Origin of the sequence: Kribbella italica (assembly GCF_014205135.1) — a bacterium.
Classification (GTDB): domain Bacteria; phylum Actinomycetota; class Actinomycetes; order Propionibacteriales; family Kribbellaceae; genus Kribbella; species Kribbella italica.
In genome coordinates this window covers 962,236-983,388 of the sequence record NZ_JACHMY010000001.1, presented here as the reverse complement: position 1 = coordinate 983,388, position 21,153 = coordinate 962,236, and the positions used below count along the sequence as shown (strand labels likewise).

The following is a 21,153-nucleotide window of genomic DNA, read 5'->3' as shown; positions in this document are numbered from 1 at the left end:
CCGGAGCCGCGATCACGAATCTGAACCCGCGCCTGCTCAGCCCGGGCGGACCGCGCCGCTGTACGGCATGACGTTGATGGACTCGGTCTTGACCGGCTTGCCCGGGCGGCTGGCGTGCACCATCCGGCCGTTGCCGATGTACATCCCGACGTGGCTGATCGGGCTGTAGAAGAACACCAGGTCGCCCGGCTGCAGCTGGCTCTTGCTGACCCGGCGGCCTTCGTTGATCTGCGCCTTCGAGGAGTGCGACAGCGAGACGCCGGCGCGGCTCCAGGCCGCCATCGTCAGGCCGGAGCAGTCGAACGAGCTCGGACCCTCGGCACCCCAGACGTACGGGTCGCCGAGCTGGGCCATCGCGTAGTTGACCGCGGCCGCCGCGCGGCCGCTGGCCGGAACGTTCGGCAGCTCTTTGTCGTCGTCCTCGTCGTCCATCCGGCCGCTGCGGCTGGTCCGCTGCTCGCGGGCCTCGTCGGCTTCCTTCTCGTTCTCCGCCTGGATCCGCTCCCGCTCGGCGTCGCTGAGCTTGCCGAGCACCTTCTCGGCGGCGTCCAGGTTGGTCTGGATCTGCTTCTTCAGGCCGTTCTGCTGCGCCTGCACGGCCTGCAGCGCGGCCAGCTCGGTCTGCTCGCTGGCCTGGAGGTCGGCCAGCTTGCCCTGGGCGGCCTGGAACTTGCGGAGCGCGGAGTTCTGCTGGCCGGCGTACGCCTGGGCGGTGGAGGCCTGGCTGAGGAACTGGTCGGGGTTCGTCGACAGCAGCAGCTGCGCCGTCGTCGTCATCCCGGAGGTCTGGTACCCGGCGACCGCGAGCGAGCCGATCTGCCGCTTCACCGCGTCGACCTGGGCCTGCTGCTTCTTGATCCCGGTCTGCAGCGCCTTCACCCGGTCGTTCGACGCCTTGATCTGACCACGCAGATCGTTGGCGGACTCACCGGCCTGCTCGGCCTTGTGCTGCAGTGCCGCTACCTGGGCCTTCGCCTGATCCAGCGTGGGCTTCGGGTCCGCGTCCGCGGCGCCTTGGAAGAACAGCAGCCCCGCGACGACGGCGGAGCTGGTGATGGCGGCGAGAGCGATTCCCTTGGTGCGGTTGATGCGTCCGGTGGACACAGCCCGGTCGGTCCCTTCCTCTGCTCGCGCCGTCCCCGTCGACCGCACGTTCGTGGCGCCGAACCTACTCCCAGCAGATCCGCCGCCAGCCGGTGGGTCACCCTTCGGCTGGTTGCTGCCCGGCCGGTCCGGTAGACCGACACGCTGAGGCAACGAGAGGTAACAGTAGTAACCGATTCGTGACCGGTGCAATTCGCCCCTCGGGTTTGATCCAAAATTAACGTGGGCAAACCCTTGCCCCTGCCGTACCGGTCGCGGTGCACGCGCGACCCGTACGCGGGATCAGACAGCGTCGGCGGCCGATTCTCCTTCCGTGGCAACATCCGGCTCGACACTGCCGACGGCATGGACCAGCCGCAGCGGTGGCACCAGACCGGACTGGGCCAGTACGTCGAGCGCCGCGCGCTCGTCGTCGTCGATCCGCAGCTCCGGCGCCGGTTCGGCCGTCAGGCCGAGCACCACCGTGACCACGCAGTCCCGGCAGCCCGGGCCTCTCATCACGCACGCGTCGCAGTCGATCAGCACAGCGTCCTCCAAGTGGGGAAGGGCCGGACTTGCATCCGGCTGAGAAGGACGCTAAAGAACCCCGCCGACAGTTTTCGCGCCGGCGCGGAATTCCGGTGCGTCACGGCCGCGGGGATGGTGCCGTCGGCTTCGGCGATCGCAGGATCGGGCCGTTCCTCCCGGCGGACGGCGGGATCGGCTTCAGGGACGGGCGATGCGGGCGATCAGGCTGACCGCGGACAGCGCCCGGGCGCCGAGCTGGATGATGCTCTCGGCAACCTCACGGTCCGACGAGACGACCACGATCGGCCGGCCCGCGGGCTCGGCGCGAACCAGTTGCCTGATCACCTCGTCGGCGATCACACCGGCCGGGCTGAACCGGACCCGCACGCCGCGCGGCGGGGTCAGCTGGACCGGTCCGGACAGCTCCGCGCCGTCGAACACCACCGTCACTTCCACGCGGCGCTGCGCCACCAGCGCGCCGAGCGCGGTGACCAGTCGCTGCCGCTGCGAGTGCAGCGGCGAGTTCGGCCAGACGGTCTTGGTGACGTTGTACCCGTCGACGATCAGGTGCACCTGCGGCAACGCCAGCAGCTCGTCGAACAGCGCGGGATCGTCGTCGGGCGCCGTACGCCCGACTGGTGACGCCGACGGCTCGACACCAGCGACGGTGTCGGCAGGGCGGAGCTCTCCGCCGGGCGGCAGCGCCAGCTCGCGCCGTAGCCCACCGGCAGCCTCTACGAGCGTGTCCAGCAGCAGTCTGGTCCGTGTGGACGCCATCTCCCGCTCCTGGCCCGCCGTACGACGTGCTGCGTGCTCAACGGCCTCCAGCTCGGTCACGCGGGCCCGCAGCTTGCGGACCTCCCGCTCGACCTCAGCACGGGCAGCGGCGACCCGCTCGTCGGCAGTGGTCGCCTCGATCGTCCGCTGCTCGAGCTCGCTCTGCAGACCGGTGATCCGCTGGCGCGCCTCGTTCAGCTTGCGGCGCAGGGTGACGTTCTCCGACTTCAGCTCGGTGACCTGCTCGCGCAGCCGCTCACGGACCTGGCGGGTCTCGGTCCGGGCCTGGTCGAGCTGGTCGTTGAGGCGGCTGACCACCTGGTCGTCAACGACGGGCGTGGCCGGCTGCACCTGGGCAGCCGCCGTCACCCGCTCCTCCCAGTCGTCCGGACGCAGCAGGTACGCCAGGGCGGCTGCCTCGACCGGCTCGGCGGCAGGGACCGGTACGCCCTCGGCGATCGCGTCGCCGAGCTCCGGGTGCTCCCGGCGTACCTCGAAGGCGATCAGCCGGCGGAAGTGCTCGTCGGTCGCGAGGATCGGGCCCAGCACGGACGCCGACAGCTTGGCCCGCTTGGCCGGAGCGAAGCTGGCGAACCGCCGCAGCGGGGCCGGGATGTCGGTCGCGGGCAGCTGGCCGAGGGCCTGGGCGGCGAGGGCGACGACCCGTTGCCGGACCGGTTCGGGCAAGGCGGTGGTAGCGGACCCGGCGGCGGTGCCTGCCTCAGTCACCGGTCCGCAGTCCGGCCCGGACGGAGGTCTGGCTCAGCCAGTGATGCAGACCACAGCGGCCGGGCACCGGGCCCGGAATCACGGTGATCGCTTGAATACGCATACGGGCAGCGTAGTCGGTCGGGCCGCGTGTCAGCGCAGGAATTGTCGGTGGGGGCTTCTAGCGTCGTGGCCATGAGCAGCCCCTCGCCGGATCCCGCCGCTGCCCCGGCGCCCGGACCGCTCGCGCCGATCCGTGGCGTGCAGCCGAGTTTCGACGACCTCGGGACCCCGCTGCGCGACGTGACCTTCTGCGTGGTCGACCTGGAGACCACCGGCGGCGCGCCGGGCGACTCCGGGATCACCGAGATCGGCGCGGTCAAGGTCCGGGCCGGCGAGCTGGTCGGCGAGTTCCAGACCCTGGTCAACCCGTCCGAGCCGATCCCGCCGTTCATCGCCGTACTGACCGGCATCACCGACGTGATGGTTGCCACGTCACCGCGGATCGGCTCGGCGCTGCCGGCGTTCCTGGAGTTCGCCCGCGGCTGCGTGCTGGTCGCGCACAACGCGCCGTTCGACGTCGGCTTCCTCAAGCACGACAGCCAGGTGCACGGGTACGACTGGCCCGACTTCCCGGTCGTCGACACCGCGCTGCTGGCCCGCCGGGTGCTCACGCCGGACGAGGTGCCCAACTGCAAACTCGGCACGCTGGCGAAGCTCTTCCGCGCGACGACGACGCCGAACCACCGCGCGCTGTCCGACGCGCGCGCCACGGTCGACGTACTGCACGGGCTGTTCGAGCGGGTCGGCTCGCTCGGCGTGCAGACGCTGGAGGACCTGCAGACGTTCTCGGCGCGCGTCGCGCCCGCCGTACGGAAGAAGCGGCACCTGGCCGAGTCGTTGCCGCACGCCCCTGGCGTGTACCTGTTCACCGACGACCGCGGCGAGGTCCTGTACGTCGGCAAGTCCAAGGACCTGCGGACCCGCGTCCGGTCGTACTTCACCGCCTCGGAGACGCGGACCCGGATCGGCGAGATGATCGGGATCGCGTCGGGCGTGCGCGGGATCGAGTGCGGCACGTCGCTGGAGGCCGAGGTGCGCGAGCTGCGGCTGATCGCGGAGCACAAACCGCGGTACAACCGGAGGTCGAAGTTCCCCGAGCGGCAGCACTGGCTGAAGGTCACCGTCGAACCGTTCCCCCGGTTGTCGCTGGTCAAGCAGCTGAAGGACGACGGCGCGGGGTACCTCGGGCCGTTCAGCTCGCGCAAGACCGCCGAGCGGGCGATGGCCGCGCTGCACGAGGCCTTCCCGATCCGGCAGTGCACGCCGCGGATGTCGCGTGCGCCGCGGATGTCGCCGTGCGTGCTGGCCGAGATGGGCCGCTGCGTCGCGCCGTGCGACGGCCGGATCGACATGGACGCGTACGGCGCGTTCGTGGAAGGGCTGCGGGCGGCGCTGGTGACCGACCCGAGCCCGGTGATCGAGGCGCTGACGCGGCGGATCGACGTCCTGTCCGCCGACGAGCGTTTCGAGGACGCCGCGTTGCACCGGGACCGGCTCGGGGCCTTCGTCCGCAGCAGCGCGAAGATGCAGCGGATGGCGGCCGTCACCAGCTGCCCGGAGATCTGCGCCGCCCGGCGTACCGAGGACGGCGGCTGGGAGCTCCACGTCGTCCGCCACGGCCGCCTGGCCGCCGCCGGCATCGCCGTCCGCGGCACAGACCCCCGCAAGTACCTCGACATGCTCCGCGCCTCCGCCGAAACCGTCCTCCCCGGCATCGGCCCGGTCGCCACCGCCTCTCCCGAGGAGATCGAGCTGGTCCTGCGCTGGCTCGACCAGCCCGGCATCCGCCTGGTCGAGATGAACGGCACCTGGACCTGCCCCATCAGCGGCGCCGGCCGCCACCTGCGCCGGCTCGACCCGCCCCGCTCCGAGGACCACCACCACCCGTCCGAACGCCGGCGCCGCTCGATGCGCCCACTCGGCCCGGCCCGAGTCGGCACGTGACCCGGCTGCTCCCGGCCGCTGACCAGCAGCTCCCGCCCAGCCGATAGCCGACCTCAGCCGCTCCGGCCCAGTCGGCGGCCGCATTGGTCCGAACGGTCCGCACACCCAGCGGCGTCGGCGACCGCATCCGTCCCCGCCAGCTCGCGCTTTGAGCACCACCCAGCCGCAGTTTCGTCACGAATCCGGCTGGACCGTGCACAAGGTCGCCGCGACCACCCGCGGGATCACCGAGTGCCGCCGTTCAGGACGACTGCAGCCGAATGCCACGACTGGCGCGGTACACCGCGTCAGTCATCGAACTACGCGTCAGTCAACGCGCCCGGAGACGGCGGATATCCAGCGGCGGATACGGCGACGCTGAACCGGATGCCCGACCCGGCCGCTGCGCGCCGTTGGCGGACGTGATGACGTGTGGCCGGTGATCGGCTGATCCGTCCTCGGCGCCAGGTCGGCTGTACGGCGTACGGCGGTGAACTTCGGCTGGTTGTCCACAGGTGAGGCTGTCCGGGCGGCGAGGGAGGTCGCGGCGGAACTATGCTTCAGCGCGGTAGGGGTTGCGGGGAACTACGGAGAGGACGTCATGGTCACGGCGATCGTGTTCATCAAGGCGGATGTGGCTCGGATTCCTGAGGTGGCCGAGCAGGTCGCGGCGATCGAGGGCGTCAGCGAGGTGTACTCGGTGACCGGCGGGCTGGATCTGATCGCGATGGTGCGGGTGGCTCACCACGACGACCTGGCGACCGTGATTCCGGACCATGTGAACCGGGTGCCGGGGGTGCAGAGCACGGAGACGCACATCGCGTTCCGGACGTACTCGACGCACGACCTCGAGGCCGCGTTCAGCCTGGGCCAGGAGGATGGTCTCTGAGGCTGGATCGCGTGGCCAGACTGACACCCCGCTGAAGTTACGGTGAACCCATGAGCAACCCTCCCCCCGGCTGGTATCCGGACCCCACCGGACAGCCCGACACCATCCGCTGGTGGGACGGGACGCAGTGGACCAACAAGACCGAGCGCGAGACGCCGGACGAGCCCACCTCCGAGCCGGAGGACGCCACCGAGGAGATCAGCACGGCGGGCTGGTCGAGCACGTCTGAGGGCGCTGGGAACGAGAGCGGCGGTACGGCGTGGGGCGGCGGAGCCGCGGCCGGTGCTACGGGTGGCGGCGAGACTGCTGGCGGTACTGGTTCCGGTGCAGCGTGGGGCGGCGGGGCCGCGGACGGTAGTGCGGGCGCCGGTGAGACTGCGGCCGGTACGGCGGCGTCTGGTTCCGGTGCAGCCTGGGGCGGCGGGGCCGCGGCCGATACGGCGGACGCCGGTGGGTCTCCGGCCGGTACGACGGGCTCTGGTTCCGGCGGCGGTGCTGCTTGGGGCGGTGGGGCCACGGCCGAGACGACGGACGCCGGTGGAACTGCAGCCGGTACGGCGGGCTCTGGTGCTGCGTGGGGTGGCGGGGCGACCGGTGCGGAGGAGGCCGGCGACGCCGAGGAGACGACCGGGGCTGGTGGCACCGCCGCTGGGGCCGGTGGGTGGACTCCGTCGTCTGCTGGAGCTGGGGCTTGGGGCGAGAACGGGGCGAACAACGCTGCAGCCGGCACCTGGGGTGCGGTGGGAGCTGTGGGGTCTGATGACTTGGACACGGGCGCGGCCGGGGGCTCGAGTACTGGTGGGGTCAGCGCGAGTGGTTCGGGGACTGGCGGCTGGGGTGAGGTCGGGGCTGCAGCGGCAGGCGACGGGCAGGGCGGCGTACAGGCTGGTTCTGGTGGCGGTACCAGTGCTGATGCCGCGGCGTTGAGTGCTGCGGAGAAGGCCCGCGCGACCTGGACGCAGAAGTCGGCCGGGCAGACCAACGCCGGGCACTGGACTCAGCAGGCGCCGCCTGAAGCGAGCGATCAGATCAGCGGACCAGACCCGACGACTGTCGCGGGTGACGCCGGGCCGGCGCAGGGCGAGTGGACGTTGTCCTTGGCAACAGACCCCGCGACCACGACCGACGCCGGCGACGCGGCCGGGGACGAGAAGCCTCAGCTGTGGCAGGTACCCGACGAGACGCCGACGAACGACGACTTCCCGGATCACTGGCGTACGGGTGACGAGCAGCAGGCGACACCGCAGTGGGGCCAGGCCGGTGAGCAGGGGCAGTGGGCCGACCAGCAGACCACCCAATGGCAGACCGGTGAGCAGCAGGGCGCTCCGGAGTGGCAGGGCGACCCGCAGCAGAGCACGCCCGACTGGCAGGGCAACAGCCAACAGGGCAGTCAGCAAGGCGGGCAGGGTGCGGCCGGCTGGCAGACCGAAGACCTGCAGAACGAGTGGCAGACCAACAGCCAGCAGGGTGCGACTGGGTGGCAGACGGAGGGACAGCAGAACGACCCGTGGCACGGCGTCGGCCAGACCCAGCAGGTAGGGGTCGAGCAGGGCGGCGCAACTGGATGGGGACCCCAGCAGGGCGGCCAGACGCAGTGGCAGGCCGGGCCAAGCGGCCCGACTGGCGGCGGTACCCGGCAGAAGTCGCCCGGCGGAGACAAACCAGGCGGACCGCCCAAGACGCTGCTGATCGTCGCCGGCGCGGTCGGGCTGGTACTGATCATCGTCGCCGGAGTGTTCTTCGTCGCCAACCGCGACGACAAGCAGGCCGAGCCTGAGCCGACCAGCAGCGCACCGACGACCACCCCGAGCGGCACCCCGACCACGCCGACCGCACCGACGAGCCAGCCGACGACTCCCCCGGGCAGCCAGAGCACGGTGCGGCCCGGTCAGTCCAAGGACCCGAAGCTGCACGAGGGCGGACGGATCGCCTCCGAAGCGATCTCGTTCCCGCGGCAGCGCCCACCGTGGTCGGACCGCAAGCGACTCGTTCCGCAGCTGGTCAACTCCAGCGGGCAGTACGTGCTGCTGCAGGAGAAGTTCGACGGCAAGAACAGCTGGTACGCCGACGCGTTCGTCGGTTCGCTCGGGACGTCGGTGCTGTTCAACGGCGACGTGAAGGCGACCGCCGGAGACCTGTCCGGGCAACTGCGCAGCACGCTGTACGGCGACATCCCGGTGAAGTTCGCGGACCTGCGCAACGGCGCGGTGAAGCGATCCGGCAAGAACGGCTGGTACTTCCAGCAGTCCGTCACGGCGACGAACCCGAAGATCGCCGCCCGGGCCCTGACCCTGACGGTCGCGGTGTTCGATCTGGGCGACGGCACCGCCGTCGCCTACATCAGCGACATCCCGACCAACCGGCCGGATCTGAGGACGGCCGAAGCCCAGCTCTACAAGGGAATCAACGTTGGCTGAGAACGAAACCCCACCCCGCCACAGCGCACCGTCCCCGCCGCCGAGCCCTCCACGCCGGCCGGACTTTCCCCCGGATGCGCTGGGCGACGAGTCGCGTGCGCACACACCGGACGACCGTCCTCCGGTGTCGCAGGGTGGCGCCGGATCGGATGCCCTAGGCAACCGCCCGCCGGCCTCACTGGACGGCCAGTCACAACCGCCGACGGTCCCGCACGCGGGCTCGGCCGGCGCCTCGTCCGCTCCGCCGAGCGGTGGGTCGTCGGATCCGCTGAGCGGTGGGCCGTCAGATCCGCTGGGCGATGAGTCGAGGACGCGCACCCCGCACGACCGTCCACCGGCGTCGCAGGGCGGCGCCGGATCGGATGCCCTTGGCAACCGACCACCGGCCTCACTCGACGGCCAGTCACAGCCGCCGACGGTCCCGCACGCTGGCTCGGCCGGTGCCTCGTCGGCTTCGCCGAGCAGTGGGTCGCCTGACCCGCTGATCGAGCCTCGGCGTTCCCCGACTGGTGGATCGTCAGACGCGCTGAGCGGTGGGTCGTCAGATCCCCTGAGCGCTGCGTCGTCAGACCCGCTGGGCGGCCGTCCGACCGTGTCGCAGAGCGGTGGGTCGTCAGACCCGCTGATCGAGCCTCGGCGTTCTCCGACTGGTGGATCGTCAGATGCGCTTGGCGCGTCCTCGAACTCGTTGGCTGGCGGGGGTCCGGATTCGCTGGGTGGGTCTGACCCGCTGTTCGGGCAGTCGCGGGCGCCGGCTCCTCCGCCGCCGCCTCCTCTGCGTCCACGCGCCTCTGATGGACCAGTCGGTGGCGGACAGCAGACACCCGGGCAACCGATGCAGCAACCGCGTAGGCCGATGACACAGCAGGCCCCACCCGTTGGTGGGCAACCGCCGAGCGGTGCACCGCAGCAGGCAGGTGGCCCGGCGCAGCACCCAAGCGGTTGGGCGCCGTACGCGGGTGCGCCGGTGCAGCAGTCCGGTGGTCCGGCGGAGCGGTCGAGCGCGCCTGGGCAACAGACTGGTGAGCCGGTCCGGTACGCCGGAGGTCCGGCGGAGCACGCGGGTACGCCCGTGCAGCAGTCGGACGGGCCTGGGGGACGGCAGTCGGGTGGGCCGCGTCAGGGACAGCAGCAGCCGGGTGGGCCGGTGGGTTCGCAGGCGTCGTACGGGCAACTGCCGCAGCAGGGTCGGTCGGACGCGCCTGGGCAGTACGGGCCGGGACCGGGTGGACAGGGTCCTGGGCAACCAACCGGTTGGCAGGCGCCGATTGGGCAGCGGCAGCCGAACGGCCCGCAGGGACCAAGTGCGCAAGGGCCCGGGCAACCAACCAGTCCGCAGGCGTCGGTTTGGCACGGGCAGCCGGGCGGTCCGCAGGGACTAGGTGGGCAACGGCCTGGGCAACCAACCGGTCCGCAGGCGCCGGGTGGGCAAGAGTCCGGGCAGCCAGCCGGTCCGTCGGCGCAGCGTGCCGGGCAGCCAGGCGGCCCGCAGGCACAGGGTCCTGGGCAGCCTGCCGGTTCGCAGGGGATGGGTAAGCAAAGGCCTGCTCAGGCTGGTGACTCGCAGGGACCGCGTGGGGCTGTTGGGTCGCAGGGGCCTGGGATTGCTGTGCCTTATGGGCAGCGTCCGCAGCAGGGGCAGTGGGCTGGGGCGCAAGAGCCTTGGCAGGGCGGACAGCAGGGGCCCGGGGCGTACCAGGGTCCGGCGATGCAAGGACCGCCGCAAGGTCCGCCGCAGGGACCTCCGTCTCAAGGGCACGTTCCGCAGGGGCCGCTGTCTCAAGGGCAACAGCCGCAGGGGCCTCCGTCTCGCGGGCAGCAGCCGCAGCGGTTGGGGGGTGTGGAGCAGTCGCCACTGGGCGCTGGACCGACCTCTCGCCCTCAGGTGCCGCTGGGCCCGACCGAGCAGGCACTGCCGGGCCAGGACCAGGCCCAGCACGGCTCCCAGGCCCAGCACGATTCCCAGGCCCAGCACGGCTCCCAGGCTCGGCGCGCCGCCCGTGGCGGCTGGCAGAACCAGGAGGTCGGCGGGCCGCCGGATGACGGCGGGGACGACGACTCCTACGGCGTGGTCGACCGTCCATCGGGCGGGAACATCCAGCGGGCTCGGCTCATCGGTGCGTTGTCGCTGGTCCTGGTGGCCGTGCTGACGACTGTGCTCAGCGCGTCCTGGCTGTGGTCCAATGCGCAGGCCGTCTCGCCGGTTGATGTGCCGGCGGGGACCGCGGGTGACGTGAAGACGATCAGCCCGTCGATTCGCCCCTCGCCGACGCCGACTCCTGAAGGTCGCGTCATCGGTGGGCTGTTCTACAACGGCGTGGACGACACGATGCCGATGATGTCGTCGGCGTGGACCTCGCAGGGCGACAGCACCGGTCTGAACGGCGGCGCGGCCGGCGTGATGACCGTCCACAAGGACTACGACGGCAAGGAGGACTGGATCAACTACGTCGCCTTCGGCAGTCTGGGCAAGGGCATCGTGTTCACCAACACCCCGGCCGGTCTCAAGAGCGCGACCATCAAGGCGACGGAGACAGCGCTGGTCCGCCTCTACGACCCGAACGTGAAGCTGATCGGCAAGGCCACCCACCGACCGCTGACGGTCGACGGGCACGCGGGCCACGAGTTGACGATCAAGGTCGACGTCCGCAAGCCGAAGCTGCCCGAGACGTTCTCGACCGTGATGGTCGCGGTGGTCGATCGCGGCGACGGTACGGCGGTCGTGTCGGTCGCCGACATCGCCGGCTCCACCCCGCAGTGGCTGCCGGTCTGGCGTACCAAGGTCTCCCAGATCCAGTTCAGCAACTAGCCCGGACAGCACAGCGCCCGCTCCTCACCACGAGGAGCGGGCGCCGTACAGAACAAGCGTCAGCCGCGAACTTCCCGGCAGATCGTGATCCACCGCTCCAGCACGTCCTTGGCCGCACCCGAGTCGATCGCCTCGGCGGCACGGTCCATCCCGGCCCGGATCCGCGTCTGCACCGTCCCCGGCTGAGCGTCGTACGCCGCCAGCGCCGCACCCGCGTTGAGCAGTACTACGTCCCGCACCGGCCCGGTCTCCCCGTCCAGCAGGGCCCGGACCACCTTCGCGTTGTACGGCGCGTCGCCGCCCCGCAGCGCTCCGGTCGGCACCGGCTCGATCCCCAGCTCGCGCGGATCCAGCGTCACCGGTCCCTCGACCGATCCACCGCCGACCGACCAGACCTGCGACGTGGTCATCGTGGTCAGCTCGTCCAGCCCGTCGTCGCCGTGGAAGACCAGCGCGTCGATCCCCCGCCGAGCCAGTACGCCGGCCATCAGGCCCGCGACGCGCCCGTCGCCGACCCCGACGGCCTGGGCCGACGGGTTGCCCGGGTTGGCCAGCGGGCCGAGGAAGTTGAACGTCGTCGGTACGCCGAGCTCGCGCCGCGGGACGGCCGCGTGCCGCAGCGCCGGGTGGAACGCCGGCGCGAAGCAGAACGTGATCCCGGCCCGCTCCCCCACCGCGGCGACCTGGTCCGCGGTCAGGTCGAGCGGGATCCCGAGCTCTTCCAGTACGTCGGCAGCGCCGCACGCGGACGAGGCCGCGCGGTTGCCGTGCTTGAGGATCTTCGCCCCGGCCCCGGCCGCGACGATCGCCGACATGGTGGAGATGTTCACCGTGTGTGCTTGGTCACCCCCGGTGCCGACGACGTCCAGCGTGCGGCCGGACACCTCCAGCCGGGTGGCGAAGTCGCGCATCGTGGTGACGAGTCCCTCGACCTCGACGACCGTCTCGCCCTTGGACCGCAGCGCGATCACGAACCCGGCCAGCTGGGCCGGTGTGGCCGCGCCGGACAGGATCTGCTCCATCGCCCAGCCGGTGGCGGCGCCGTCGAGGTCCTCGTGCCGCAGCAGCGGGTTGAGCACCTGCGGCCAGGTGAATGCGGCGGTCATCGCCGGATCAGGTCGTCGCGGGCAGCGACTCGACCCGCTGCCGCAGCAGCCCGGCGGTCACCTCGGCGAGCCGGACCGGGTCGATCGGGTGCGAGACCGCGGCCTCGGCGCGCGACCAGGTGGCCAGCCAGGCGTCCTGCGGACGGCCGGTGATCACCAGGACCGGCGGGCAGCGGAAGATCTCGTCCTTGAGCTGCCGGGCGATGCCCATCCCGCCGGCTGGAACGGCCTCGCCGTCCAGGATGGCCAGGTCGATGCCGCCCTTGTCCATGGTCTTGATCACGGCCGGCTCGGTCGCGCACTCGAAGTACTCGAGCTCGGGCAGGTCGGCGGCCGGCCGCTTGCCCAGGGCGAGGCGGACCGACTCCCGCGTCGTACGGTCGTCGCTGTAGACCAGCACCTTCAGCGGACGCTCTGAACTCATCGCTTCATCCCAAGCTGTGTGTGGACAGGCAGATAACACCGCGCATGCTACCGGGGTGGCCGCGCGGCTCTGCGCGCCTGTTCCTCCAACCGGTCCAGCCGCCGGTCCTCACGCTTGGCCTCACGCTGCGACTGACGCACCCACTGGACGAAGAGCACGCCGAAGAAGATCAGTCCGACGATGTCGCCGGAGCCCCAGAGCAGACCGCCCGCGATGTACTGGTCACGCAGCGGTGACGGCGGCCAGGAGCGGCCGAACGCGGTGTACCAGTCCTCGGCGATCAGCTTGTTCGCGGACATGATCGTGATCCCGAGGAAGGCGTGGAACGGCAACGTCAGGAAGGTCAGGATCAGCCGGAACGGGTAGATCACCCGGCCGGGCACCGGGTCCAGGCCGAGCAGCGGCCAGAAGAACAGGGCGCCGACGGCGATGAAGTGGACGTGCAGCAGGTCGTGCAGCAACGTCGAGCGCAGCGTCGCGTCGTACCAGCCGCTGAAGTAGAGGGCCCAGGGGCTCAGGACGAACAGCGTGAAGCCGATCATCGGGAAGCAGATCACCTTGGCGAACCGCGAGTGCAGGACGGAGAGGAGCCATCCGCGCGGCCGCTGCGGAAGGGTGCGCAGAGCAAGCGTCACCGGCGCGCCGAGCGCCATCGCGAGCGGGGTGAGCATCGACAGCACCATGTGCTGGGCCATGTGCACGCTGAGCAGGACGGTGTCGTAGGCACCGAGCACCGACTGGGTCGCGATCACCGCGCTGCCCAGACCGACGCCGACGAAGGAGAACGTCCGTCCGCGCGACCACTTGTCCCCCCGCGCGCGCAGGCGGTGGACGCCGTACAGGTAGAGGGCGCCGACGGCCACGATCACGGTCAGCAGCACCGGTTCGAAGGTCCAGGCGGTCAGCAGCCGCAGCGGCGTGATCGGCTCGATCTGATCGCCGGGTCCGGCGTGGAGGGGAAGCACGTTCCCACAGTAAGAACCAGGCTGTGTGATTTACAAAGAGAGCCGACATGCATGGGGGTGGGCGTGCTGTCAGGAACCTGGACCGACATAATGACCGCGTGGCCACTGCAACCGCACTCCCAGCGTCCCGTGAACACGGACACCACGACCGTCCCAGCATGGTCAGTGTCGGCACGATCGTCTGGCTCTCGAGCGAACTGATGTTCTTCGCCGCCCTGTTCGCGGCGTACTTCACGATCCGGTCGGTGACGACCGCCGCCGCGGCACCGGGAGCGGAGACTCTGTGGGACGCCTCCACAGCGCTCCTGAACATCCCGTTCGCGGCGGTGAACACCACGATCCTGGTGCTGTCGTCGTTCACCTGCCAGTTCGGCGTCTTCGCCGCCGAGCACGGCCGGGTCGGCCGGACCGGATCGGTGCTGAACGTCCGCTCCTGGGGCATGCGTGAGTGGTTCATCCTCACGTACCTGATGGGCGCGGTCTTCATCGCCGGCCAGGTGACCGAGTACGCCACGCTGATCCACGAGGGTGTGACGATCGCCTCGTCGCCGTACGGATCGGTCTTCTACCTGACCACCGGGTTCCACGGTCTGCACGTGACCGGCGGTCTCATCGCTTTCGTGTACGTGCTCGCACGGACGTACATGGCTCGTAAGTTCACCCACGAACAGGCCGTCTCGGCGATCGTCGTGTCGTACTACTGGCACTTCGTCGACGTGGTCTGGATCGCCCTGTTCGCGACCATCTACCTGCTCAAATGAGTGAGAAGAGACTTTCCTTGTCACCGGCGCGCTTTTTGTCTGCGCGACGACGGCACCGGTCAGCCGGCCTCGTCGTGCTCCTGTTCGGCCTCCTCGCAGTGGGTTCGGCGTACGCCGCCTTCGCCCCTGACAACGCGGTCGCCGACAACTCGGCCCAGTCCCAGCAGATCGAGGAGGGCAAGAAGCTCTTCGCGGTCGGCTGTGCCAGCTGCCACGGCCTGAACGCCGAGGGCGGCGGCAACGGCGAGGGCGACCTGGCCGGTCCGTCGCTGATCGGCGTCGGCGCGGCCGCGGTCGACTTCCAGGTCGGCACCGGCCGGATGCCGGCCATGCAGCCCGGCGCGCAGATCCCGCGCAAGACCCCGGCGTACACGCCGGAGGAGATCGAGGCCCTGGCCGCGTACGTCGCGTCGCTGGCGCCCGGCCCGGCGGTGCCGGCGTCGGAGTCCTACGACATCAGCAAGGCGACCGACGACCAGGTGACCCGCGGTGGCGAGCTGTTCCGGACCAACTGCACGGCGTGCCACAACTTCGCCGGAAGCGGCGGCGCGCTGCCGAACGGCCGCTACGCTCCGTCGCTGATGGGGGTCGACCCCGTCCACGTCTACGAGGCGATGCTCACCGGGCCTCAGCAGATGCCGGTCTTCTCCGACCAGGTGCTGCAGCCCGATGACAAGCGCGACATCATCGCCTACCTGAACGCGCTGCAGGAGCAGAAAGACCCGGGTGGCTTCGGACTCGGCCGTCTCGGCCCGGTCTCCGAGGGTCTGTGGGGCTGGCTGGTCGGGATCGGCCTGCTGGTCGGCGTAGCGGTCTGGATCGGCGCCAAGGGCGTCAGGGCCAAGGGAGCGAAGGCCGAATGAGTGACAAGAACCTTCCCGCGGTGAGCGGGGACGACGACCACGGCCATGGCGCCGTGGAGCTGGCCGAGCCGATCGCCGATCCGGGCATCGAGCCGCACGAGCACCGGATCACCGACATCGACCCGAAGGCCGCCGACCGGGTCGAGCGGCAGGTCGCGACGATGTTCACGCTGGCCGGCCTGCTCGCGCTCGGTTCCTGCGTGGGGTACTTCGCGATCCCGCGCGACGCGATCCTGGAGTTCGGCCCGCTGTCGGGCAACGCGAACAACATGACGCTGGGCCTGTGCCTGGGTCTGGCGCTGTTCCTGATCGGCGCCGGCGCCATCCAGTGGGCCAAGAAGCTGATGGTCGACACCGAGATCGTCGAGCTGCGGCACGACGCGAGCGCCAGCCCCGAGCAGCGCGCGGACATCATCGAGGGCTTCCAGGCCGGTGCCGCCGAGTCCGGCTTCGGCCGCCGTACGCTGATCCGCCGCTCGCTGATCGGCGCGATGGCGCTGCTCGGCCTGCCGGCCGTCGTCCTGCTGCGCGACCTCGGCCCCTCGCCGGGCCGCAAGCTGTACGACACGATCTGGGCCCAGGGCATCCGGGTCGTCAACGACGTCACGCTGCGCCCGATCAAGCCGTCCGACCTGGTGGTCGGTCAGCTGGTCAACGCGGCGCCCGCGAACCTCGCTCCGCTCCAGGAGGAGAGCGCCGTCGAGTACCAGAACGCCAAGGCCAAGGCGGCGGTGATCGTGGTGCGGATCGCACCGAGCGAGATCCGTCCCCCGGCCGGCCGCGAGAACTGGGGTATCGACGGCATCCTGTGCTACTCGAAGATCTGCACCCACGTCGGGTGCCCGATCTCGCTGTACGAGCAGACCACCCACCACGTGCTCTGCCCGTGCCACCAGTCGACGTTCGACCTGGCCGACGGAGCGAAGGTCATCTTCGGGCCTGCTGCCCGTCCGCTCCCGCAGCTACCATTGGCCGTGGACGCGGAGGGCTACCTGGTCGCGCAGAGCGGCTTCACCGAACCGGTCGGCCCGAGCTTCTGGGAACGAGGGTGACAACAGTGGCCACGAAAGAACTTCCCCCGCCGGTTGCCTGGGTCGATGACCGGATCGGCATCGCCAAGCTCGGCAAGAAGAACCTGCGCAAGGTCTTCCCCGACCACTGGTCGTTCATGCTCGGTGAGATCGCCCTCTACAGCTTCATCATCCTGCTGCTGACCGGCGTCTTCCTCACCTTCTGGTTCAAGCCGTCGATGGCCGAGGTCGAGTACCAGGGCTCGTACAGCCTGCTCAAGGGCCTGCACATGTCCGAGGCCTACGCCTCGACCCTCGACATCTCGTTCGACATCCGCGGCGGCCTGCTGATGCGGCAGATCCACCACTGGGCGGCCGTGCTGTTCGTCGCCTCGATGATGGTCCACCTGCTGCGCATCTTCTTCACCGGCGCGTTCCGCAAGCCGCGCGAGCTGAACTGGGTGATCGGCTTCGGGATGCTGTTCCTCGGCATCATCGAGGGCTTCATCGGCTACGGCCTCCCCGACGACCTGCTGTCCGGTACGGGGTTGCGCATCACGCAGGGCATGATCCAGGCCTCGCCGGTGATCGGGACCTGGCTGAGCTTCTTCATCTTCGGTGGCGAGTTCCCCGGCGACGACTTCGTCTCCCGGTTCTTCACCGTGCACGTCCTGCTCATCCCCGGCCTGATCCTGGCGCTGGTCACGGCGCACCTGATGCTGGTCGTGTACCACAAGCACACCCAGTACCCCGGTCCCGGCCGGACCGAGAAGAACGTCGTCGGCTACCCGCTGATGCCGGTCTACATGGCCAAGGCCGGCGGCTTCTTCTTCGTCGTGTTCGGCATCACCGCCCTGATGGGCGCGCTGCTGCAGATCAACCCGGTCTGGCTGTACGGGCCGTACAACCCGGCCGAGGTGACGGCAGGCTCACAACCCGACTGGTACATGGGCTGGCTGGAAGGCTCGGTCCGCATCATGCCCGGCTTCGAGTCCCATTTCTGGGGCGTGACGCTGAGCTGGAACCTGCTGATACCGGCGCTGATCATCCCGCCGGCGTTCGTCACCCTGGTGGCCCTCTACCCGTTCATCGAGCAGTGGATCACCGGCGACAAGCGGGAGCACCACCTGCTCGACCGGCCGCGCAACCAGCCGACCCGGACCGGGATCGGCGCCGCGTTCATCACCTTCTACGGCCTGCTGTGGATCGGTGGTGGAAACGACCTGGTCGCCACGCACTTCGGGATCTCGCTGAACTCGGTCACCTGGTTCCTGCGGTTCGCGGTGTTCCTCGGCCCGGTGTTCGCCTTCTGGGCGACCCGCCGGATCGCGATCTCGCTGCAGCGCGCCGACAACGACCGGCTGCTGCATGGCCTGGAGACCGGCGTCATCATGCGGTCGCCCGACGGCGAGTACACCGAGAAGCACGCCCCGATCTCGAACTACGAGGCCTACTCCCTGACCGCCCGCGACCGGACGCTGCCCCTCGAGGTCGGCCCCGAGACGGACGAGAACGGCGTAGCGGCTCCGCACCGCGGCCTGACCAGGGTCCGCGCGGCGCTGTCCCGCTTCTACTTCGCCGACGCGGTGCAGAAGCCGACCGCTACGGAGATCGAAGAGGCTCACGCCCACGGCCACGGTCACGACGACCACGAGGAGCTCGGTCACAGCGACGAGGTCCCCGGGCTCACCGGCACCGTCGAGGTCGACGACGAGACGGCCCGCGGGCAGATCACCAAGCACTGACCCGCACGACGTGAAGGCCCCGGCTCGATTGAGCCGGGGCCTTTGCTGTCGGGCGTCTGCCCGGGAGGTCGCCAGGGATTTGCTCGCTTCGGCAGCTCCCCGTCGGTCAGTGGAGCAGGACGATCTTGCCGCGGGCGTGGCGGGAGTCGCTGAGTTCGTGGGCCGCCGCTGCCTCCGTGAGCTTGAACGCCGCCGCCACCGGGATCCGAAGCCGGCCGTCGTTCGCGAGCTCGACTGCCGCACTGAGCCCATGCATGGCGAGCTTGTCCGCGGCACCGACGACCTCACCGGTCTCGTCAGCCGGCGCGCTGTGCGACATGTGGACGCCGTACCGCGCCGCCTCGAAGTCGGCGATCGTCACCACGCGCGACGGATCTCCCGCGATGGCGACCAACTGCTCCAGAGCTCCCCCGGCGCAGTCGAACACCGCGTCGACCCCGCCCGGCGCCAGCTCCCTGACGCGCTCCTCCAACCCAGGCCCGTACGTCGTGGGCTCGGCGCCCAGAGACTCCAGGAAGCCGTGGTTGCGCTCACTCGCCGTACCGATGACTCGTGCACCGCGGGCGGCAGCCATCTGGACAGCAACGGTCCCCACGCCCCCAGCCGCACCCTGGATCAGCACGGTGTCGCCTGAACGGACCCTCAGGCGGTCCAGGACGCGCGTAGCGGTCTCCACGCTCCCAGCGGCCCCTCCGGCCTCTTCCCAGCTCCAAACGGCCGGTTTTGGCGCCCAAGCAGCCAGTACGACGAAGTCGGCGTTCGCCGCCCGGTCCGTCATGGTGGTGAACCCGAAGACCTCGTCCCCGACACTCACCCCAGCCACGCCCTCGCCGACCTCGTCGACCACACCGGCGGCGTCGAAGCCGGCCCGGTACGGGAACTCCACCGGCACGAACTCACGGAATCTCCCCGCCCGGATCGCCACCTCCCCCGCGGACACCCCCGAGGCGCGCGTGGCGATCCGAATCTGTCCCGGCGCCGGCCGCGGCGCCTCCACCTCCCCCACACGCAGAACACTCGGCGGTCCGTACTCGCTGAACTCCAGAACTCTCATGTCCGCGAACGTAACGGAACACCCCGTCCGGTTAGCTAAAGTGAGAGAGGTGACAACAGAAGTGGGAACGCGCCTCAGGTCGGACGCCCGGGACAACCGGGAGCGGATCCTCGCCGTCGCCCGCCTGGCCTTCGCCGCTGAAGGCCTGGAGGTGCCGATCCGGGAGATCGCCCGGCGGGCGGAAGTCGGCGTCGCGACGCTCTACCGGCACTTTCCGACCAAGGAGGCCCTGCACGTCGAGGCGTTCGCCGAGCAGATGGACTTCTGCTCGACCATCGCACAGGACGCCCTGGACGCCGCCGACCCCTGGGTGGGCTTCAGCCGGCTGATCGAGCGGATGATGGAGCAGCACGCCCTCGACCGCGGCTTCGCCCGGGCCTTCACCTCGAGCCTGCCGCCCGCGGCCGGCTTCGCCGCCGAGCGCGACCGCACCCTCCGCTCGCTCCTGGAGCTGATCCGCCGCGCCAAGGAGGCCGGCGCCCTCCGCGACGACTTCGTCCTCGAGGACCTCTCGCTTGCCCTGATGGCCAACGAAGGCATCCGCGCCGCCACCCCCGACCTCAGGGTCGCAGCCTCCCGCCGCTTCGCCGCCCTGATGCTCCAGTCCTTCCAGGCCGACCCCGTACGCCGCGAGCTCCCGCCCGCCGTACGGCTGCCCGTCTCCAGGGCCTAGCAACGCGAACCGCCCCACGCAGAGGCTGCGTGGGGCGGTTCGGCGTGCGGGAGGTCAGGCGAGCGCGGAGCCGGCCTTGTACTTGGCCCAGGAGTCGTTCCAGTCGGTCCAGCCGTTCCCTGTGGTCATCGGCCGGTTGGTGCCGGTGACGACGACGGGGTCGCCGCGCAGCGTCTGGGCGAAGTACCAGGCGCCGTCCTTCAGGCTCATGCCGACGCAACCGTGGCTGACGTTCTCGGTGCCCTGGCTGCCGCTTGACCACGGGGCGCCGTGGATGAACTCGCCCGAGCTGGTGACGCGCTGCGCGTACTGCACGTCGTGGATGTCGTAGTACTCCGGGTCGCCGGGCTGGATGCCGACGGTGCGGGCGTCCATCCGCTTGGTGCGGTACTTCTCCATGATCACCTTCACGCCGCTGCGGGTGGTGAAGCCGTCCTTGCCGGCGGTGATCGGGATGGTCCGGGCCAGCTTGCCGTTGATCGTGACGGCCATCGTGTGCTTCTTGACGTCGACCTTGGTGACGACCGACTTGCCGATCGCGAAGTCGATCTGCCGGCTGGCCGAGCCCCAGACGCCGCCGCCGGCGTTCACGCCCTGGGTGGCGATGTTCACGGTGATCTTGGTGCCGGCCGGCCAGTAGTTCTTCGGCCGGTAGTTGACCTGCTTGCTGTTCATCCAGTGCCAGGTGCCCTCGACCGGGACCGAGGTCTTCAGCGACAGCCGCTTCTCGACCGCGGCGCGGTCCTTGACCGGGTTGTTCCAGTAGATCTGGATCGGCATCGCGACGCCGACGGTCTCGCCGTCCAGCGGTGCCACCGAGGCCTTCAGCTTCAGGCCCGCGGCCAGGGTCTTGAACGTCGAGCTGATCTGCACGGTCTTGCCGTCGCTGCCCTGAGCGGACCCGGCCACCGTGTACGTCGCGCTCGGCTTGAGCTGCGGCAGCGACGTCCACTCCGACTTGGCGTCGTTGAACGAGCCGCTGACCTTGCCGCCGTCCTTGTCACTGACGGTGATGTTGTCCAGCGTGCCGGAGCTGGTGACGACCTTGACCGGCTGGTCCGGACGGACCGCCGCGGCGTTCTTGGCCGGCGTGACGGTCACGTTCGCCGCGGCCGGGTCGGCCGACGGGGTCTGGCTCTGGTCGCCACCTGGTGTCGTCGAGGCGCCGGGAGTGGAGCTCGACTGAGGGCCTCCTCCTGCGGCTGGACTCCCGCCGTCGGTGTCACTACACGCCGCCGCGACCACCAGCATCGCGCAGATCCCCGCCACGGCCAGGCCGCGCTTGCGCACCGAACTACCCAACACCCTGAGCTCCCCTGAGATTCGTCGCACCGCCCCGGCAAGCGTAGCTCGCC

At 70.3% G+C, this 21,153-nt stretch carries 17 protein-coding genes; 9 read left to right on the top strand and 8 right to left on the bottom strand.

The window, feature by feature from the left end; translation table 11 throughout:
- Nucleotides 1-36: 36 nt before the first annotated feature.
- The 3 genes from HDA39_RS04620 to HDA39_RS04610 all read right to left on the bottom strand — a co-directional run bounded on the left by HDA39_RS04620 (nt 37) and on the right by HDA39_RS04610 (nt 3,117).
- Nucleotides 37-1,104 (bottom strand): NlpC/P60 family protein, encoded by a 1,068-nt coding sequence (locus HDA39_RS04620; RefSeq protein ID WP_184793998.1) that lies wholly within the window; start codon nt 1,102-1,104, stop codon nt 37-39.
- Between the two features lie 282 nt (nt 1,105-1,386).
- On the bottom strand, nt 1,387-1,629 hold the full coding sequence (locus HDA39_RS04615; RefSeq protein WP_184793997.1) for a hypothetical protein: 243 nt from the start codon (nt 1,627-1,629) through the stop codon (nt 1,387-1,389).
- A 180-nt stretch (nt 1,630-1,809) separates the two neighbouring features.
- A complete protein-coding gene (locus tag HDA39_RS04610; protein ID WP_184793996.1) occupies nt 1,810-3,117 on the bottom strand; it encodes an NYN domain-containing protein in 1,308 nt (435 codons plus the stop codon).
- 174 nt (nt 3,118-3,291) lie between these two features.
- Here HDA39_RS04610 and HDA39_RS04605 point away from each other — a divergent pair, with 174 nt between their 5' ends.
- From HDA39_RS04605 to HDA39_RS04590, 4 genes are all read left to right on the top strand, one after another.
- Complete coding sequence (locus HDA39_RS04605; RefSeq protein WP_184793995.1) at nt 3,292-5,103, top strand: DEDD exonuclease domain-containing protein; 1,812 nt, start codon at nt 3,292-3,294, stop codon at nt 5,101-5,103.
- A 580-nt stretch (nt 5,104-5,683) separates the two neighbouring features.
- Nucleotides 5,684-5,971 carry an Lrp/AsnC family transcriptional regulator gene (locus HDA39_RS04600; RefSeq protein ID WP_184793994.1) on the top strand — a complete coding sequence of 96 codons (288 nt, stop codon included), beginning with the start codon at nt 5,684-5,686 and terminating at the stop codon, nt 5,969-5,971.
- Between the two features lie 50 nt (nt 5,972-6,021).
- A complete protein-coding gene (locus HDA39_RS04595; protein ID WP_184793993.1) occupies nt 6,022-8,388 on the top strand; it encodes a DUF2510 domain-containing protein in 2,367 nt (788 codons plus the stop codon).
- Between the two features lie 1,885 nt (nt 8,389-10,273).
- A complete protein-coding gene (locus HDA39_RS04590; RefSeq protein ID WP_238355975.1) occupies nt 10,274-11,197 on the top strand; it encodes a hypothetical protein in 924 nt (307 codons plus the stop codon).
- 59 nt (nt 11,198-11,256) lie between these two features.
- Here HDA39_RS04590 and trpD read toward each other — a convergent pair whose 3' ends face one another.
- From trpD to HDA39_RS04575, 3 genes are read right to left on the bottom strand one after another with little or no spacing between them, the layout of a single operon-like run.
- Nucleotides 11,257-12,303 carry an anthranilate phosphoribosyltransferase gene (trpD, locus tag HDA39_RS04585; protein WP_184793992.1) on the bottom strand — a complete coding sequence of 349 codons (1,047 nt, stop codon included), beginning with the start codon at nt 12,301-12,303 and terminating at the stop codon, nt 11,257-11,259.
- 7 nt (nt 12,304-12,310) lie between these two features.
- The gene (locus HDA39_RS04580) at nt 12,311-12,727 is read right to left on the bottom strand and encodes an Rv3143 family two-component system response regulator (protein ID WP_184793991.1); all 417 of its coding nucleotides are present in this window, start codon (nt 12,725-12,727) and stop codon (nt 12,311-12,313) included.
- A gap of 47 nt (nt 12,728-12,774) precedes the next feature.
- Complete coding sequence (locus tag HDA39_RS04575) at nt 12,775-13,692, bottom strand: cytochrome c oxidase assembly protein (RefSeq protein WP_184793990.1); 918 nt, start codon at nt 13,690-13,692, stop codon at nt 12,775-12,777.
- A 47-nt stretch (nt 13,693-13,739) separates the two neighbouring features.
- Here HDA39_RS04575 and ctaE point away from each other — a divergent pair, with 47 nt between their 5' ends.
- The 4 genes from ctaE to qcrB are packed head-to-tail and all read left to right on the top strand — an operon-like array spanning nt 13,740 to nt 18,071.
- Nucleotides 13,740-14,453, top strand: a complete 714-nt coding sequence (ctaE, locus tag HDA39_RS04570) for an aa3-type cytochrome oxidase subunit III (RefSeq protein WP_202892866.1) — start codon at nt 13,740-13,742, stop codon at nt 14,451-14,453.
- On the top strand, nt 14,450-15,316 hold the full coding sequence (qcrC, locus tag HDA39_RS04565; RefSeq protein WP_184793988.1) for a cytochrome bc1 complex diheme cytochrome c subunit: 867 nt from the start codon (nt 14,450-14,452) through the stop codon (nt 15,314-15,316). Before ctaE ends, qcrC begins: the two co-directional genes overlap by 4 nt.
- Nucleotides 15,313-16,368 (top strand): cytochrome bc1 complex Rieske iron-sulfur subunit, encoded by a 1,056-nt coding sequence (gene qcrA, locus HDA39_RS04560; RefSeq protein WP_184793987.1) that lies wholly within the window; start codon nt 15,313-15,315, stop codon nt 16,366-16,368. The genes qcrC and qcrA overlap by 4 nt, the downstream gene beginning before the upstream one ends.
- Nucleotides 16,369-16,373: 5 nt before the next feature.
- A complete protein-coding gene (gene qcrB, locus HDA39_RS04555; protein WP_184793986.1) occupies nt 16,374-18,071 on the top strand; it encodes a cytochrome bc1 complex cytochrome b subunit in 1,698 nt (565 codons plus the stop codon).
- A 106-nt stretch (nt 18,072-18,177) separates the two neighbouring features.
- On the opposite strand, the gene HDA39_RS04550 is transcribed toward qcrB, so the two are convergent.
- On the bottom strand, nt 18,178-19,125 hold the full coding sequence (locus HDA39_RS04550; protein ID WP_184793985.1) for an NADP-dependent oxidoreductase: 948 nt from the start codon (nt 19,123-19,125) through the stop codon (nt 18,178-18,180).
- A 49-nt stretch (nt 19,126-19,174) separates the two neighbouring features.
- Between HDA39_RS04550 and HDA39_RS04545 the strand changes: the two genes are divergently transcribed.
- On the top strand, nt 19,175-19,798 hold the full coding sequence (locus tag HDA39_RS04545; protein ID WP_202892865.1) for a TetR family transcriptional regulator: 624 nt from the start codon (nt 19,175-19,177) through the stop codon (nt 19,796-19,798).
- Between the two features lie 54 nt (nt 19,799-19,852).
- On the opposite strand, the gene HDA39_RS04540 is transcribed toward HDA39_RS04545, so the two are convergent.
- Nucleotides 19,853-21,088, bottom strand: a complete 1,236-nt coding sequence (locus HDA39_RS04540; RefSeq protein WP_337925626.1) for a L,D-transpeptidase — start codon at nt 21,086-21,088, stop codon at nt 19,853-19,855.
- Between the last annotated feature and the right edge of the window lie 65 nt (nt 21,089-21,153).